The organism is Streptomyces hawaiiensis (genome assembly GCF_004803895.1).
GTDB classification, from domain to species: domain Bacteria; phylum Actinomycetota; class Actinomycetes; order Streptomycetales; family Streptomycetaceae; genus Streptomyces; species Streptomyces hawaiiensis.
Map to the genome: position 1 here is coordinate 6,759,570 of NZ_CP021978.1, position 15,223 is coordinate 6,774,792.

At 72.5% G+C, this 15,223-nt stretch carries 14 protein-coding genes; 5 read left to right on the plus strand and 9 right to left on the minus strand.

The features are described 5' to 3' along the window. Position 1: 1 nt before the first annotated feature. From CEB94_RS31100 to CEB94_RS31110, 3 genes are all read right to left on the minus strand, one after another. Complete coding sequence (locus CEB94_RS31100; RefSeq protein WP_175435328.1) at positions 2-1,291, minus strand: ribonuclease D; 1,290 nt, start codon at positions 1,289-1,291, stop codon at positions 2-4. A 187-nt stretch (positions 1,292-1,478) separates the two neighbouring features. After that, on the minus strand, positions 1,479-2,141 hold the full coding sequence (locus CEB94_RS31105; RefSeq protein WP_003993737.1) for a response regulator transcription factor: 663 nt from the start codon (positions 2,139-2,141) through the stop codon (positions 1,479-1,481). 324 nt (positions 2,142-2,465) lie between these two features. Beyond that, a complete protein-coding gene (locus CEB94_RS31110; protein ID WP_175435329.1) occupies positions 2,466-3,140 on the minus strand; it encodes a DUF3000 domain-containing protein in 675 nt (224 codons plus the stop codon). A 102-nt stretch (positions 3,141-3,242) separates the two neighbouring features. Between CEB94_RS31110 and hemE the strand changes: the two genes are divergently transcribed. Beyond that, complete coding sequence (gene hemE / locus CEB94_RS31115) at positions 3,243-4,310, plus strand: uroporphyrinogen decarboxylase (protein WP_175435330.1); 1,068 nt, start codon at positions 3,243-3,245, stop codon at positions 4,308-4,310. Positions 4,311-4,447: 137 nt separating this feature from the next. On the opposite strand, the gene CEB94_RS31120 is transcribed toward hemE, so the two are convergent. The 4 genes from CEB94_RS31120 to CEB94_RS31135 are packed head-to-tail and all read right to left on the minus strand — an operon-like array spanning position 4,448 to position 9,110. After that, on the minus strand, positions 4,448-5,668 hold the full coding sequence (locus CEB94_RS31120; RefSeq protein ID WP_246111964.1) for an MFS transporter: 1,221 nt from the start codon (positions 5,666-5,668) through the stop codon (positions 4,448-4,450). 49 nt (positions 5,669-5,717) lie between these two features. Next, a complete protein-coding gene (locus CEB94_RS31125; RefSeq protein WP_175435331.1) occupies positions 5,718-6,791 on the minus strand; it encodes a Gfo/Idh/MocA family protein in 1,074 nt (357 codons plus the stop codon). 59 nt (positions 6,792-6,850) lie between these two features. Then, positions 6,851-7,735, minus strand: a complete 885-nt coding sequence (locus tag CEB94_RS31130) for an HAD-IIB family hydrolase (protein WP_175435332.1) — start codon at positions 7,733-7,735, stop codon at positions 6,851-6,853. A 4-nt stretch (positions 7,736-7,739) separates the two neighbouring features. Then, positions 7,740-9,110, minus strand: a complete 1,371-nt coding sequence (locus tag CEB94_RS31135) for a DegT/DnrJ/EryC1/StrS family aminotransferase (protein ID WP_175435333.1) — start codon at positions 9,108-9,110, stop codon at positions 7,740-7,742. 581 nt (positions 9,111-9,691) lie between these two features. Here CEB94_RS31135 and CEB94_RS31140 point away from each other — a divergent pair. The 3 genes from CEB94_RS31140 to CEB94_RS31150 all read left to right on the plus strand — a co-directional run bounded on the left by CEB94_RS31140 (position 9,692) and on the right by CEB94_RS31150 (position 11,097). Next, positions 9,692-10,456, plus strand: a complete 765-nt coding sequence (locus CEB94_RS31140; RefSeq protein ID WP_281292587.1) for a helix-turn-helix domain-containing protein — start codon at positions 9,692-9,694, stop codon at positions 10,454-10,456. 3 nt (positions 10,457-10,459) lie between these two features. Continuing rightward, a complete protein-coding gene (locus tag CEB94_RS31145) occupies positions 10,460-10,630 on the plus strand; it encodes a hypothetical protein (RefSeq protein ID WP_175435335.1) in 171 nt (56 codons plus the stop codon). 137 nt (positions 10,631-10,767) lie between these two features. Continuing rightward, positions 10,768-11,097 (plus strand): hypothetical protein, encoded by a 330-nt coding sequence (locus CEB94_RS31150; RefSeq protein WP_175435336.1) that lies wholly within the window; start codon positions 10,768-10,770, stop codon positions 11,095-11,097. Between the two features lie 108 nt (positions 11,098-11,205). Here CEB94_RS31150 and CEB94_RS31155 read toward each other — a convergent pair whose 3' ends face one another. Further along, a complete protein-coding gene (locus CEB94_RS31155; protein ID WP_175435337.1) occupies positions 11,206-12,594 on the minus strand; it encodes an FAD-dependent oxidoreductase in 1,389 nt (462 codons plus the stop codon). A gap of 27 nt (positions 12,595-12,621) precedes the next feature. Beyond that, positions 12,622-13,617, minus strand: coding sequence for a DUF4349 domain-containing protein (locus CEB94_RS31160; protein WP_175435338.1), 996 nt, complete (start codon positions 13,615-13,617; stop codon positions 12,622-12,624). Between the two features lie 158 nt (positions 13,618-13,775). On the opposite strand from CEB94_RS31160, the gene hemG reads away from it, so the two are divergent. Beyond that, entirely contained in the window at positions 13,776-15,221 is a 1,446-nt protein-coding gene (gene hemG, locus CEB94_RS31165) for a protoporphyrinogen oxidase (RefSeq protein WP_175435339.1), read from the plus strand. Positions 15,222-15,223: the final 2 nt, after the last annotated feature.

Genomic DNA, 15,223 nt, shown 5'->3' on the forward strand with positions numbered 1-15,223 from the left:
GTCAGGCCTCCTTCGCGGACAGCGCCTCCACCAGCACCGGCGCCACCTGCTCCACCTGCCACGGCCGCGCACCATGCCCTGCCAGCGCGGCCGCCACCGACTGGGTGTCCACCACCGCCGGCGGCTCCCAGCACACCCGCCGCACCGTGTCCGGCGTGATCAGATTCTCCTGCGGCATGCCGAGCTGCTCGGCCACCGCCGAGATCCCCGCCCGGGCCGCGGACAACCGCGCCGCGGCCGCGGGGTCCTTGTCGGCCCAGGCACGCGGCGGCGGCGGCCCGGTCACCGCCTGCCCCGGCTGCGGCAACTGCGCCTCGCTCAGCCCCTTCGCCCGGTCCACCGCCGCCTGCCACTGCTCCAGCTGCCGCTTGCCCACGCGGTGCCCGAAACCGTTCAGCGCGGCCAGCGCGTGCACATTGGCCGGAAGCGCCAGCGCGGCCTCCACGATCGCCGCGTCCCCGAGCACCTTGCCGGGCGAGACGTCCCGCCGCTGCGCGATCCGGTCCCGGGTCTGCCACAGCTCCCGTACGACGGCCAGCTGCCGCCGCCGGCGCACCTTGTGCATGCCGGACGTACGCCGCCACGGGTCCTTGCGGGGCTCGGGCGGGGGAGCCGAGGCGATCGCGTCGAACTCCTGGCGGGCCCACTCCAGCTTGCCCTGCCGGTCCAGCTCCTTCTCCAGCGCGTCGCGCAGGTCGACGAGGAGCTCGACGTCCAGCGCCGCGTAGCGCAGCCAGGGCTCGGGCAGCGGCCGGGTCGACCAGTCGACGGCGGAGTGCCCCTTCTCCAGGACGAAGCCCAGCACGCTCTCGACCATCGCGCCGAGGCCGACCCGGGGGAACCCGGCGAGCCGTCCGGCCAGCTCCGTGTCGAACAGCCGTGTCGGCACCATGCCTATCTCGCGCAGGCAGGGCAGGTCCTGGGTGGCGGCGTGCAGCACCCACTCGACGCCGGACAGGGCATCACCGAGGGCGGACAGGTCGGGGCAGGCCACGGGGTCGATCAGGGCCGTTCCGGCGCCCTCGCGGCGCAACTGCACGAGGTAGGCGCGTTGCCCGTAGCGGTAACCGGACGCGCGCTCGGCGTCGACGGCGACGGGCCCGGACCCCGCCTCGAAGGCGGCGATCATCCGGGCCAGGGCGGTCTCGTCCGCGATGACGGGCGGAATGCCCTCACGCGGTTCCAGCAAAGGGATCGGCGCCTCCTCAGCAGAAGATCCGCCGTCGTCCGGAGGAGCGCCTCCGGTGGTTCGCAGTGAGCTGTCTGCTGCGGTGTCGTGGGCGTCGGTCACCTGTCAAGGGTATCCATGTATGGACAGCGCCCGCCGACGGAACGTTCCGTCGACGGGCGCCCGAGGGTCGCAAACCAGTCATGTCGGGGGAAGCGGCGGGTTCACGAACCGTGAGTGTTGGGAACGGGAGCGGGGTCCCGTCCCGTTCACGTGAAGGAATGATCACTGAGGGTCGTGCGGGAGTCGGTCAGTGGATGATCCCGGTCCGCAGCGCCACCGCGACCATGCCGGCCCGGTCGCCCGTGCCGAGCTTGCGGGCGATACGGGCGAGGTGGCTCTTGACGGTCAGGGCGGACAGGCCCATCGAGACGCCGATCGCCTTGTTCGACTGGCCTTCCGCGACGAGCCGCAGCACCTCGACCTCGCGGCCGGACAGTTCGCGATAGCCGCCCGGGTGGCTCGGGGCGCCCGGGGGGCGGCGGTGCAGTCGCGCGGCGGCGGCGCCGATGGGGGCGGCGCCCGGCCGGGTGGGGAGCCCGACGTTGGTACGGGTGCCGGTGACGACGTAACCCTTCACCCCGCCGGCGAGTGCGTTGCGCACGGCGCCGATGTCGTCGGCGGCGGAGAGGGCGAGCCCGTTGGGCCAGCCCGCGGCGCGGGTCTCCGACAGCAGGGTGAGGCCGGAGCCATCCGGCAGGTGGACGTCGGCGACACAGATGTCGCGGGGGTTGCCGATGCGGGGACGAGCCTCCGCGATGGACGAGGCCTCGATGACGTCGCGCACACCGAGCGCCCACAGGTGGCGGGTGACGGTGGAGCGGACGCGCGGGTCGGCCACGACCACCATGGCGGTCGGCTTGTTCGGGCGGTAGGCGACCAGGCTTGCGGGCTGCTCGAGGAGAACGGACACCAGGCCTCCTGGGGTGCGGGACGGGGCCGGCTCGTGGGGGTGAAGCCGGGACGAACCGTGCTTTCAAGGTCACAGTCGTCTTCGGCAGCGAACCCGTCCGCCTTTAGAGAATGATCACGATTCAGTGATAACAATCCGTGCAATTCGGACACGCGGTCGATCACTCGAAGGTCGAACGGTTTCGGTCTGCGTCGGTACGCGGTCGAAAGTGGCCGTATCGACAAAGTGATTCGGCCAAGAGGGGGACTCAGGTGTGATCGTCGACCGGACATGGTTGACCGCCCCGCACAAGGTCGATCAGTGCGGGGCGGTCAGGGGGTTCGATCAGCGGGACTGCGGCCCTCGCCGCTGAGGCAGCGTCACGATCGACGCGTCCCCGGGCCCGGCCGGGGGCAGCCCGGCGATCTGGGCGAGCAGATCGCACCAGGACGCCAGATGGGCGGCCGTGTCCGGTACGCCGCCCAGGCCTTCGCGCGGCGTCCAGGACGCGCGGATCTCGATCTGCGAGGCGGCCGGGCGCGCGGACAGCCCGCCGAAGTAGTGGGAGCTCGCGCGCGTGACGGTGCCGCTCGGTTCCCCGTACGTCAGCCCGCGCGTCTGGAGCGCGCCGGTCAGCCAGGACCAGCACACCTCCGGCAGCAGCGGGTCCGCCGCCATCTCCGGCTCCAGCTCCGCGCGCACCAGCGTCACCAGCCGGAACGTGCCCCGCCAGGCGTCGTGCCCGGCCGGGTCGTGCAGCAGCACCAGCCGGCCGTCGGCCAGGTCCTGGTCGCCGTCGACGACCGCGGCCTCCAGCGCGTAGCTGTAAGGGGCGAGCCGCTTCGGCGGGGGCGTCGGCTCGGCCTCGATCTGGGGTCGCAGCCGCGCCGCCCTCAGCGCGTCGACGGCGGCCCGGAAGGGTAGTGGGGCGGAGTCCGCCTCCCGCCGGTCGTTCTCGGTGTCCTTCGCTTCGTCCATTCCGCCAGCGCCGTCCGACAGTCGTCCCTGAGCCGCAGCCATGCGGGAAGGTTACGGGGACCGGAGCCCGGGTGCGGGGCTAGACACCCCGCGCCTCTCCAGGGGCTGAATCACGCCGTCCGGCGCCGTGCGAAACTTGGCCCCGTGAGTGCCAACGACGCCCCTCGGGCCCAGCAGCCGTCCGCCCCGTACGAATCCGCCTTCCTCAAGGCCTGCCGGCGCGAGCCCGTGCCGCACACGCCGGTGTGGTTCATGCGGCAGGCCGGGCGCTCACTGCCGGAGTACCGCAAGGTGCGCGAGGGCATCCCGATGCTCGAGTCCTGCATGCGGCCCGAACTGGTCACGGAGATCACGCTGCAGCCGGTGCGCCGGCACGGCGTGGACGCGGCGATCTACTTCAGCGACATCGTGGTCCCGCTCAAGGCCATCGGCATCGACCTCGACATCAAGCCCGGCATCGGCCCCGTCGTCGAGCGCCCGATCCGCACCCGCGCGGACCTCGCGCAGCTGCGGGACCTGACCCCCGAGGACGTCTCCTACGTCACCGAGGCCATCGGCCTGCTCACCCGTGAGCTAGGGGCCACGCCCCTCATCGGTTTCGCCGGCGCCCCCTTCACCCTCGCCAGCTACCTCGTCGAGGGCGGCCCGTCCCGCACGTACGAGAACGCCAAGGCGATGATGTACGGCGACCCCGGGCTGTGGGCCGACCTGCTCGACCGCCTCGCTGAGATCACGGCCGCGTTCCTGAAGGTGCAGATCGAGGCGGGCGCCTCGGCGGTCCAGCTGTTCGACTCCTGGGCCGGCGCGCTGGCCCCCGTCGACTACCGGCGCTCGGTGCTGCCCGCGTCGGCGAAGGTCTTCGAGGCCATCGCCGGCTACGGCGTCCCGCGCATCCACTTCGGTGTCGGCACCGGTGAGCTGCTGGGCCTCATGGGCGAGGCCGGCGCGGACGTCGTCGGCGTCGACTGGCGCGTCCCGATGGACGAGGCCGCCCGCCGGGTCGGCGCCGGCAAGGCGCTCCAGGGCAACCTCGACCCGACCGTGCTGTTCGCCCCCACGGAGGCCGTCGAGGCGAAGACCCTCGAGGTCCTGGACTCGGCGAAGGACCTCGAGGGCCACATCTTCAACCTCGGTCACGGCGTCATGCCGACCACGGACCCGGACGCGCTGACCCGGCTGGTGGAGCACGTGCACACGCGCACCGCGCGCTGAGGCGGCCCGGGCCCGCCCGGTACCGTCGGGGCTCAGGTCGTCCCGGCCGCCCGTTCGAGTGCCGCCATGGCGCTGGTGAGCTTCATCCGGGCCTGGGCCCGTCCAGCGACAGCCTCTCACGTGAGCGAGTTCGCGGTTCAGGACGGCGGACGGTCCCCGGTGGCCCGGATCAGCCACCAGGTGGCCGCGAGACAACCGGCCGCGGGCAGGGCCAGCAGCACCGGTACGGCGTCGACACCGGCCAGTTCGATGCCCTTGCCCAGCACCGGCCCGGCGGCCACCCCGCCGATCATCGAGGCGGCGATCACATAGGCTCCGGCCCGTCGCGCCCGCGGTACCGCCCGGGACAGCCACGGCAGCCCTGTGGGGAAGATCGGCGCGTGGAAGAGGCCGACACCGGCGTACGCGTACGGCGCGGCAGCCGGGATGAGGGCGAGCAGGAGGCAGGCCACCATGCCGACGGAGCTGACGACCATGATCGTCTGCACGGACCAGCGCAGCGTCAGCGGTGCGACCAGCAGCCGGCCCACGGTCACCATCAGCCAGAAGGCCGAGGTCGCTGTGGCCGCGGTCGCGGCGTCGTGCCCGACGGACTCCAGATGCGTCGGCTCCCAACCGCCGACCCCGGTCTCCACCGCCACCATCAGGACGTACAGCACGATGAAGACCGTGACGACCAGGGCCACCGAGGCCCGCAGTCCGGGAGTCCCCTCCGTCCCCTCCTCGCCTTGCTCGTCGGACGGCGGCGGGGCGGGCGTCTCCCCGCCCTCGCGGACGCCGCGCTGCGCCAGCACCAGTACGGCGGACAGCGCGGCGAACCCGGCGAAGACGGCCGGGTACTCGCCCGGGCCCAGCAGTCCCAGGAGCGCGGGGCCGCCCACGGCACCGAGGCCGTAGGCCGCGCCGATGATGTTGAGCATGGCCGGGCTGCGGCGGCCGAAGCCCACCGAGAACAGCTGGTTGAGGCCGTAGTCGATGCCGCCGAAGCCCACCCCGGTCACCAGCGCGCAGACCAGCGCCCACGGCCAGGTGGGGGCCAGCGCGAAGCCGGCCCCGCCGAGAGCCATCAGCGCGTACGAGGCGGACAGCAGGGTCTTGTTGCCCAGCCGGCCGTGCACCCGGTTGAGCAGCAGCACACCGGCCACGCCGCCGACGAAGTGAGCGCTCAGGCTCAGCCCGGCGCCGGCCGGCGACAGGCCGAACTCCGTGCGGAACGCGGGGATCGCCGGGCCGTACAGCGCCTGCAGGGCCCCGATCAGGGCGAAGCCCACACACGACGCGACGACGGCGAACGGACTGAACAGGGGCCGCGTCACGGTGGTGTCGGGTGGCGCGGCCCGCGCCGAGGTCCCGGTCACCAGAGGTGCCTCTTCCTCGCAGCGCCCCTGCCGTGTGCGTCGTGCGGTGTCACGAGGTCACCGGAGCGGCGAGCGCGTACTGCTGGTCGCCCGCCAGCAGGCGCTCCAGTACCCGCTGGCTGCGCAGCCCGTCGCCGAAGCAGGCCAGGGCACTGTCGGAGCTCCGTGCGCTGCCGGTGTCCCGCGCGGCGACCGAGTCGCGCCATTCCCGCAGCTGGTGCCGGAAGGTGTCGCTCCAGCCGGGCACCTCGCCGGGCGGCGAGGCGAGCGTCTCCTCGCGGGCGAACGTGCCCTGCTCCCAGATGACATGGGACTTCAGGAAGTACGTCGTGTCGTCCTTGGAGTGGTAGTACAGCTCCTTGCGGTCGCCGATGATCTTCAGCGAGAAGCCGAGCTCCTCCGGCAGCGAGGACTTGGAGGTGACCAGGTTGAAGAAGGTGCCGTTCTCCAGACGGCCGCTGACGAATGCGTAGTCGTCGACCTGGACGTCCTGGCCCTCCTTCTGTGGCACGTTGACCTGGAGCTTGGTGCGGCAGCTCGTGCTGTCGACCGGGCTGTCGAAGAGGCGGTCGAGCATGTCGACCAGATGCACGCCCAGGTCGCCGAGGGAGCCGCTGGTGGAACGGCCCAGGGCGCTGTCCCGCCAGGTGAAACGGGAGCGGGTCAGCGCGCTGCCGCGCCGGAAGCCGGCCTCCGCGAAGAGGATGGAACCCAGCTCCCCGCTCCGTACCAGGTTCCTGATCTCGCCGATGGCCTCCAGGTAGCGGTAGTTGAAGCCCATGGCGCACACCAGGCCGCTCTCCTCGGCCAGCGCCGTGATGCGCTCGGCCTCCGCCACCGTCGTCGTCATCGGCTTCTCGCACAACACGTGCCTGCCGTGCCGGACGGCCTCCACGGCGTAGTCGGCGTGCGTGTGGTTGGGCGAGGCGATGACGACGGCGTCGACATGCCGGTACAGCTCGGTCGTCGAGGAGAAGACGGGGCAGCCGAAGCGCTCGGCCAGCTCCGCCGCCTTGTCCGGCAGCACGTCGTACACCCCGGCCGGTACGACGCCGGGGACGGTCTCGGCGGCGCGCAGGTGGGCGAGAGCGATGCCGCCGGCGCCGATGATTCCTGTCTGCATGGTCTGCCTCTTTTCAGGGACGGCCCCCCGGCCCGGACCTGCCGGACCGTGGGAGCGGGTCAGCGGCCGAGGTGGTGACGGAAGGCGGTGAGGAGAGCCTGGGTGTGCGGGTGGGGCGACACCTGCGGGAAGCGGCTCCTGGCTTCGGGCGTGCAGTTGGCGACGAGGTAGCCGTGGCGCACGGCGCCCAGCATCTCCAGGTCGTTGCCGCTGTCGCCGAACGCGAGGGTCCGCTCCGGCGCGACGCCGAAACGGGCACACAGGTGCCGGACGACGTTGCGCTTCCCGCATACCTGAGGGAGGAAGTCGACGTCGTAGCAGTCCGCGGGATCCCCGGTGGCGGGGTTGCAGCGGCTCACGTTGATCCCGAGGCCGTACTCGTGGGCGAGGTCCCGCACGAGGTCGAGGCTCTGCTCGTCGCGCTGCGGGTCGCCGAGGGAACGGAAGTAGTGGTTGACCAGGAACTCGGTGGGATTCCCGGTGTGCGGGGCGTTCTGCGGGAACAGCTCGACTCTGTGCCGGGCGAGGCGGTCCACGGCCTTCGCGACCCGGGCCTGGTCGAATCCGCTGTCCCGCAGCAGTTGCCGCCACTCGGGGTCCGGTCGGGCGACGCCGTCGGGGAAGAACGTCAGCTCGGTGCCCAGCGCGCCGGCCACGAAGTGCGGCAGGACGCGGGCGCCGCAGCGTGCCATCTTCTCCCGCACGGAGGCCAGCGAACTGCCGGTGACCCAACCGAACAGCAGGCCGTGCTCCCTGGCCTCCGTCAGCAGGAACTCCTCCAGCGCGGCCAGGTGCGCGCGTTGTTCGCGGGTCGCGGCATGGGCCAGGTAGGTCTCGTCGAAGTCGGAGAACGCGGCCCAGCCGGCCGGCTCCGGCAGACGCAGGTGGGGCGGCGGATCCGGGGCCGGGCCGCCGGTGGCATCGGACGGCAGGGTGTCGGTCATGCCGTCACCGTGCCCGGCGCATCGCCGCGTACAGCGCCTCGACCACGCGGTCCTGCTCGCCGAGGGACAGACCCGCGTGCATCGGCAGGTGCAGCACGCGGTGGTGCAGCCACTCGGTCCGCGGCAGGTGTGCCCGTCCGAAGAGCCGCTCGCGCACCGGCGTCTCTTGCCGGTGCGTCAGGACGGGGTAGTACACGTCCGACTCCACCCGGCTCGTCCGGGCCAGGTCCTCCAGTACGGCGTCGCGGACCGCCCCACCGCCGGCCGGCAGCACGGGGAACAGGTGCCAGGAGTGGTCGGGGGCGAAGGCGGGCGCTTCGAGCACGCCCTCCTCGGCGAGGGGGCGCAGCGCGTCCACGTAGCGCCGGGCGAGGTAGGTGCGCCGCAGCCCGCGCAGACTGGTCCAGGGCAACAAGGCCAGGCCGATCGCGGCCATGGTGTTGTCGATGCGCGCGTTGAGCCCGGACGCCTCGCACTTGACGTTCTTCCGGCCCGGCTCGAAGCCGTGGTAGCCGATCACTCGGCAGCGCTGAGCGATCTCGGCCGAGCCGGTGACGACGGCACCGGCCTTCCCGCACAGCCCGACGTTCTTGTACGGGTTGAAGCTGAGGGCGGTCGCGTCGGAGTGCTGTCCCACACCGGTCACCCCGAGCGCCTGGCAGGCGTCCTCGACGATCCGCAGCCCGTGCCGGTCGGCGACGGCCCGCAGCCCGGCCATGTCGGCGAGTTTGCCGTACAGATGGACGGGGAGCACCGCCACGGTGCGCGGGGTGATCCGCTCCGCCACCGACTCCGGGTCCAGGTTGCCGTCCGGCGTGGTCACATCGGCGAGCACGGGCACGGCACCGCAGGCGAAGACCGCGTTCTCGGTGGCGGCGAAGCTGTTGGCCGGCATGATCACCTCGTCGCCCGGCCCGACTCCCACGGCACGCAGGGCGATGATGAGCGCGTCGGTCCCGCTGCCGGTCGCGACGGCGCAGGACAGAGCCAGGTAGTCGGCCACGGCGTCCTCGAAGGCGGTGACCGCGGGACCGCTCGTGAACTCGCAGGTCTCCAGTACCCGCGCGAAGGCGTCGGCGGCTGCGCTCTTCTCCTCCCGCGACAGGAGCCGCTCCTTGGGCAGGAAGGGGACCCCCGCCGCGGGCGGCGGCTCGGGGAAGAGGGGAGCGACGAGCGCGTCGGGGTGCACGGCAGCGGGTGAGGAGTCCCAGGACGAGAGAACCTTCGCCAGCTCCCGGTTGGCGAGGGTCTCCCGCACGGGATGGGCGGCCCTCACGCCCCGGGCGAGATCCTGGGCCACCCGGTGCAGACTGCTGCTGTCCCCGAGAAGGGGAGAGCCGGTGATCGTGTCGGGCTCGGCTGCGGAGACGGTCATGCGTACTCCTGGGGTGCGAAGTGTTCGAAGTGCTGGACAGTCCTGCGGGGCGCCTGGCCGTAGGCGGGAGAAATGCGGCGGACGAGCGGTCGCAGAATTCCCTGGTGGCGAGCGGGAATGATGAATCGAAGCGAATTGAGCGGCGCGCTTAATGCGGTCGGAAATACGTTCCTCATGCTCGTGAGGATCGTATGCAACCGTTCCGCGATGGATAGGTGAGCGGCACACGTCGGTGATGCTGCCAGCGGTCGGCGACGCCCGTCAACCGGCAGTCTTTTGCCGTTTCTTTACAGCGGTGGAATTCCGGGAAGAGGTCCTCGGAACAGGGCGGGCGACCGGTCGGCAACCGGCAAATTTATGCCGGTTCTCCGGCTGCGGCGCGACAAGCAGGGCGTATACCCCCGAGTGGACTCCGTGGGTCGGTGTGACGGCCTTCACTTCTTGCCGACCTGCTTTCGCGAGTCAGTTCCGGCCTTGTTACGGTGTGTTCTCCCGGCAATACGCAGAGGGAGTGTTTCCGAGCAGTGTCACGTCACGCCCAGCCTGTTTCTTCCGTGCCGGACGCCAAATGCGGCACCGGTGTGCTGCCCGATCTGCTGCGTGTCTGGCGGGCGGAAGCGGGTAGCAAAATGAACAGGGGGAGACCGTTACCCCAAAAAGAGGTGGCCGACCGGATGTGTGTGAGTGAACGCTGGTATCGGAATCTCGAGACCGGCCTGCGTGTACCGCTCTCCGCCGAGGTGCTCGAACGCCTTTCCCAGGCTTTGCTGCTCGGTCCCGACGAACGCATGGCCCTGTACGGGTATGCGCTCGGCGGTGCAGGCGGACAGCCGGACGAGGGCGAGGGCCCGTCGGACTTCCAGGACGAGTTGGCGGAACTCGCCTCGGCGCAGACCGACTTCCCCAGTTACCTCACCGACCGCGTGTGGAACGTCCTCGACCACAACGCGGCCATGGCCCACTGGTTCCCCTGGGTCCGTGAACCGGCCGCCAACCTCATGCGCTGGGCGCTGACCACCGCCACGGCCCGCGAGCAGATCGTGGACTGGCCACGGCACGCCGGGCAGTACCTCGCACTGCTGCGTTTCGCGCTGGTGACCCGTCCCGACGACGAGAATCTCGCCGCGCTGCGCGACACCGTTCTGGACGACCCCGTGTGCCGCGGGCTGTGGGACCGGAGCCCTAAGGTCCTCGCCTACCGGCACGGGCATCGCTACGAACTGCGCCTGCCCCACGTCTCCCCCGAGACGATCACCGTCACCTCGCAGGTCCTGCTCCCGGCCTACCGGCAGGAGCTCCGTTACGTCCTGCTGCTGCCCACGGAAGGCTCCCCGCATGGCCCCTGACGCATGCTGGTGGACACGCTGCGCCGCCTGGGTCTGGTCTGGTCGGCGGCTCTCGTCGGCTGCGCTCGCACCCCGCGCGTCCGGCTTCAGAGCCCCGCGGCACGCCGCGTGCCGGACAGGATCACGAGCACGGTCATCGTCGGGCTGGGGCCGCGGCCGGCCATGACCGGCTGAGGGGCGCTGACCACACCGCACGAGTCGCCGGTGAAAAGGGTGCGGTGCTGAACGCAGTCGCCGGGGCGTGCGTATGTGTCGGCAACCGCCCGCGGCGCGGGGAAGGCGGGTCGCGGGGCCGACGTGAGGAACAGGCGATGAACGACCGAGTTACCCCCGCGATGCACGCGCTGCCCGACGGCGAGGCGGAGCTGACGCTGGTGGTGCGGCTGCCCTGGGAGGACGTGGCCCGCCTCGGCCAGGAGGCGGGACGGCTGGCGACCCAGTTGCGGCGGCCCGTGACGCTGGAGGAGGCGGTGAGCCACCGGTTGCGGTCCACCCGGGTGGCTTCGCACGCCAAGCCGGCGGGGGAGCAGCCGCCGGCGGTGACGGCCTCGGCGTCGGTGTCCTCCTTGCCGTCACGGCCGCCGGCGGAGCAGGCGCGGCAGGCCATCGACCGGATCACCGGTACGGCCGGGACCGCGTAGGGCTTCGCCGTGGGGGTGCGGGGCCGCCGCCGGGTGCGGGCTCGTGGCCGCTCGCGCCCACGCGGCGGAGCGGCATACTGATACAGCCCCCCTGACGGTCCTGCCCCGTCACGAGGTGCCGCGGACCCTCGCCGCCGCCTTGCGGGCCGCTACCAGGACCGGGTCCCACACCGGGGAGAACGGCGGGGCGTAGCCCAGGTCCAGGGTCGTCATCTGTTCCGCCGTCATGCCCGCGGTGAGGGCGACCGCCGCGATGTCGACCCGCTTGCCCGCGCCCTCCCTGCCGACGATCTGCACCCCGAGCAGGCGGCCCGTGCGGTGCTCGGTGAGCATCTTGACCGTCATGGGGGAGGCGTTCGGGTAGTAGCCCGCGCGGCTGGTCGACTCGATGGTGACCGACTCGAAGCGGAGCCCGGCGCGGTGGGCGTCCTTCTCGCGCAGGCCCGTACGGGCGATCTCCAGGTCGCAGACCTTGCTGACCGCCGTGCCGACGACGCCCGGGAAGGTGGCGTAACCGCCGCCGACGTTGGTGCCGATGACCTGGCCGTGCTTGTTGGCGTGGGTGCCGAGCGGGATGTGCCGCTCCTGGCCGGAGACCAGATCCAGGACCTCGACGCAGTCGCCGCCGGACCAGATGTTCTCGTGCCCGCGCACCCGCATCGAGCGGTCCGTGAGGAGACCGCCGTGCGGGCCCAGGGGGAGTCCGGCGGCCTTCGCGAGGGCCGTCTCGGGGCGGACGCCGATACCGAGCACGACGACGTCCGCCGGGAACTCGCGGTCCTGCGTGACCACCGCCCGCACAGCCGCGTCGTCGCCGGTAAGGATCTTGGTGACCTCGGCGTCGTTCACCATCGTGATGCCCAGGCCCTCCATGGCCTCGTGCACCAGGCAGCCCATGTCCGGGTCGAGGGTCGACATGGGTTCGCTGCCGCGGTTGACGACCGTCACCTCGTAGCCGCGGTTGATGAGCGCCTCGGCCATCTCCACGCCGATGTAGCCGGCCCCGACGACCACCGCGCGCCGGCCACGCGTGCGTTCCAGCGTGTCGAGCAGGGCCTGGCCGTCGTCCAGTGTCTGCACGCCGTGCACCCCGGCCGCGTCGGCCCCGGGCATGTCGGGCCGGATCGGCCGGGCGCCGGTCGCGATCACGAGCTTGTCGTACGACGTCCAGGACTCCTCGCCGGAGTCGACGTCACGCGCGCGCACCCGCTGCCCGTCGAGGTCGAGTTCCGTGACCTCCGTGCGCAGCCGCAGGTCGATGCCGCGGGCGCGGTGCTCCTCGGGCGTGCGGGCGATGAGCTGGTCCCGGTCGGTGACGTCGCCGCCGACCCAGTAGGGGATGCCGCACGCCGAGTACGACGTGAAGTGGCCCCGTTCGAACGCCACGATCTCCAGCTCGTCGGGGCCCTTCAGACGGCGCGCCTGCGACGCCGCGGACATGCCCGCGGCGTCGCCGCCGATGACGACCAGTCGCTCCCGTGTGCGGCTCATGTTCATGCGGACACGCTACGGGAGCAGGGCAGTTCAGTCCCGCTCGCCGGGGGTTCGCGGCTGCGTGGACTCCGGCGCCGGCCGGGCCGTCGGCAGCGGGCCCAGGGCGGTCGTCGCGGACGCCGGCGCGGGGCGGCGCGGCAGGCGGGGGCGTACGACCCGCAGCCACAGCAGGACGATCAGCGCGGCCACCGCCGCGAACGGCAGGACGGCGCCGAAGGCCACCGCGAGCCAGCGCAGCATCGTCACGAAGGCGTTCCAGCCGCCCGCGAGCGCGTCCACGAACCCCGGGTCGTCGTCCTCCTTGGCCTCCTTCTTCGCCGGACTCTCGGACAGCGACAGGGTGATGGTGGCCAGGCTGGTGCGGTCCTTCAGGGACTCCTGCCGGGCGAGCAGCGCCTCCAGGTCGGCCTGGCGGCTGCTCAGTTCGCCCTCCAGGGTCACCACGTCGCTGAGCTTGCCGGCCCGGTCCATCAGTTCGCGGATCCGGGCGACGCTGGCGCGTTGCGTCTTGATGCGGCTTTCCACGTCCACGACCTGGTCGGTGACGTCCTCGGCCTTCGCGCTGCGGTCGAGGAGCTTGCCGGTGCCCTCCAGTGCGGCGAGGACCTCGTCGTACTTCTCGACGGGCACGCGCAGCACGACCTGGGTGCGCTCGCGGCCCTCGGCGTCCCGGGTGGTGGTCTCGTTGCCGACGTAGCCGCCCGCGTTCTCGGTGCCGGTGCGGGCCTGCTCCAGGGCCTTCGGGACGTCCTTGACCCGCACGGTCAGGGAGGCCGTGCGGATGATGTGGCTCGCGGCGAGCTTCGGCGGCGCCGTGGCCCGGGCGCCGCTTCCGGTGCCGCCGGGGACGGCCTCCTTCGCGCCGCCCTTGTCGTCCGCTTGCGGGGCGGCGACTCCCCGGTCGGCGGCGCCGCTGCCGGCGGAGTCCTCTCCTGCGCCGCTGCATCCGGTGAGCGCGAGGGCCGCGGCCAGCAGGAGGGCGGCGAGAGCCGGGGCGGGGTGGCGGGCGGGTCGTCGTGTGCGCATGTGGGCTTCCCCCGGGGTTCGGTTCGGCTGACGCTTCTTCGACGCCCGGGAGGTGTCGGACGTTTGGTCCGGGACGGTTCCGATGCGGTCACGGTCGGGACTCGTGAAGGACACCGGGGCGCGGCGGCGTTGTCCGCGGGGTCTGAGAGGCTGGGGGCATGCGCGAAGTTCAAGGGCAGGTCGTCGTCATCGGGGCGGGCATCGCGGGGCTGGCCGCCGCGCACCGGCTGCTGGAGCGCGGGGCGCGGGTGACCGTGCTGGAGGCCTCCGGCCGGGTCGGCGGCAAACTGCTGCCCGGGGAGATCGCGGGCGCGCGCGTGGACCTCGGCGCCGAGTCGATGCTGGCCCGCCGCCCCGAGGCGGTGGCGCTCGCGCGCGAGGTGGGCCTCGCCGACCGCCTCCAGCCTCCGGCCACGGCGACGGCCTCGCTCTGGACCCGCGGCACCCTGCGTCCCTTCCCCAAGGGGCATGTGATGGGCGTGCCCGGCACCGCGTCCGCCCTGGCCGGCGTGGTGTCCGAGGAGGGCCTCGCCCGCATCGAGCGGGACGCCGAGCTGCCCCCCACCGAGGTCGGCGACGACGTGGCGGTGGGGGAGTACGTGGCGGAGCGGCTCGGCCGCGAGGTCGTCGACCGCCTGCTGGAGCCCATGCTGGGTGGCGTGTACGCGGGTGACGCGTACCGCCTCTCCATGCGCTCGGCCGTCCCGCAGCTCTTCCAGGTGGCCCGGACCCACACCTCCCTGACGGCAGGGGTCCGCGAGCTCCAGGCCAAGGCGGCCGCGGCCGGGCAGACCGGCCCGGTCTTCATGGGCATCCGGGGCGGCATCGGCACCCTGCCCCTCGCGGTGGCCGACTCGGTCCGGGCGCGCGGGGGCGAGATCCTCACCCGGACGCCGGTGACGGAGCTGCGCCGCACCCCCGACGGCGGCTGGCAGGTTCGCTCCGGTGAGCGGCAGTGGCTCGCGGACGCCGTGGTCGTCGCCGCCCCCGCCCCCGTCGCCGCCCGGCTGCTGCGCGCCGAGACCCCCGGGGCCGCCGCCGAGCTCGACGGCGTCGAGTACGCCTCCATGGCCCTGGTCACCCTCGCCTACCGCCGCGCCGAGACGGACCTCCCCGGCGGCAGCGGCTTCCTCGTGCCGCCGGTCGACGGGCGCACCATCAAGGCGTCCACGTTCGCCTCGCAGAAATGGGGCTGGATCGCCGACGAGAACCCGGACCTGGCCGTCCTGCGCACCTCCGTAGGGCGCTACGGCGAGACGGAGATCCTCCAGCGCGACGACAGCGAACTGGTCGAGGTCTCCCGGCAGGACCTGAAGGAGGCGACGGGCCTCGACGCCACGCCCGTCGCGACCCTCGTCACCCGCTGGGACGACGGCCTGCCCCAGTACCCCGTCGGCCACCACGCGCGCGTGGCCCGCATCCGCGAGCACATCGCCCTGCTCCCCGGCCTCGCCGTCTGCGGCGCCCCCTACGACGGCGTCGGCATCCCCGCCTGCATCGCGAGCGCCTACGCGGCCGCGGACCAGCTCCAGGGCGACCCGCGCGGTGTGCAGGAGCTCACCGCCAACCCGGTGCAAAGCCTGCACGGCGGAGCAGGAGAATAAGG

What these genes read in the sequence shown, in the direction of transcription:
- CEB94_RS31110 (WP_175435329.1), bottom strand. Translation starts at nt 3,140, where the DNA reads ATGGCTGCGGCTCAGGGACGACTGTCGGACGGCGCTGGCGGAATGGAC.
- CEB94_RS31125 (WP_175435331.1), bottom strand. Translation starts at nt 6,791, where the DNA reads ATGCAGACAGGAATCATCGGCGCCGGCGGCATCGCTCTCGCCCACCTG.
- CEB94_RS31130 (WP_175435332.1), bottom strand. Translation starts at nt 7,735, where the DNA reads ATGACCGACACCCTGCCGTCCGATGCCACCGGCGGCCCGGCCCCGGAT.
- CEB94_RS31135 (WP_175435333.1), bottom strand. Translation starts at nt 9,110, where the DNA reads ATGACCGTCTCCGCAGCCGAGCCCGACACGATCACCGGCTCTCCCCTT.
- CEB94_RS31145 (WP_175435335.1), top strand. Translation starts at nt 10,460, where the DNA reads ATGCTGGTGGACACGCTGCGCCGCCTGGGTCTGGTCTGGTCGGCGGCT.
- CEB94_RS31150 (WP_175435336.1), top strand. Translation starts at nt 10,768, where the DNA reads ATGAACGACCGAGTTACCCCCGCGATGCACGCGCTGCCCGACGGCGAG.
- CEB94_RS31155 (WP_175435337.1), bottom strand. Translation starts at nt 12,594, where the DNA reads ATGAACATGAGCCGCACACGGGAGCGACTGGTCGTCATCGGCGGCGAC.
- CEB94_RS31160 (WP_175435338.1), bottom strand. Translation starts at nt 13,617, where the DNA reads ATGCGCACACGACGACCCGCCCGCCACCCCGCCCCGGCTCTCGCCGCC.
- hemG (WP_175435339.1), top strand. Translation starts at nt 13,776, where the DNA reads ATGCGCGAAGTTCAAGGGCAGGTCGTCGTCATCGGGGCGGGCATCGCG.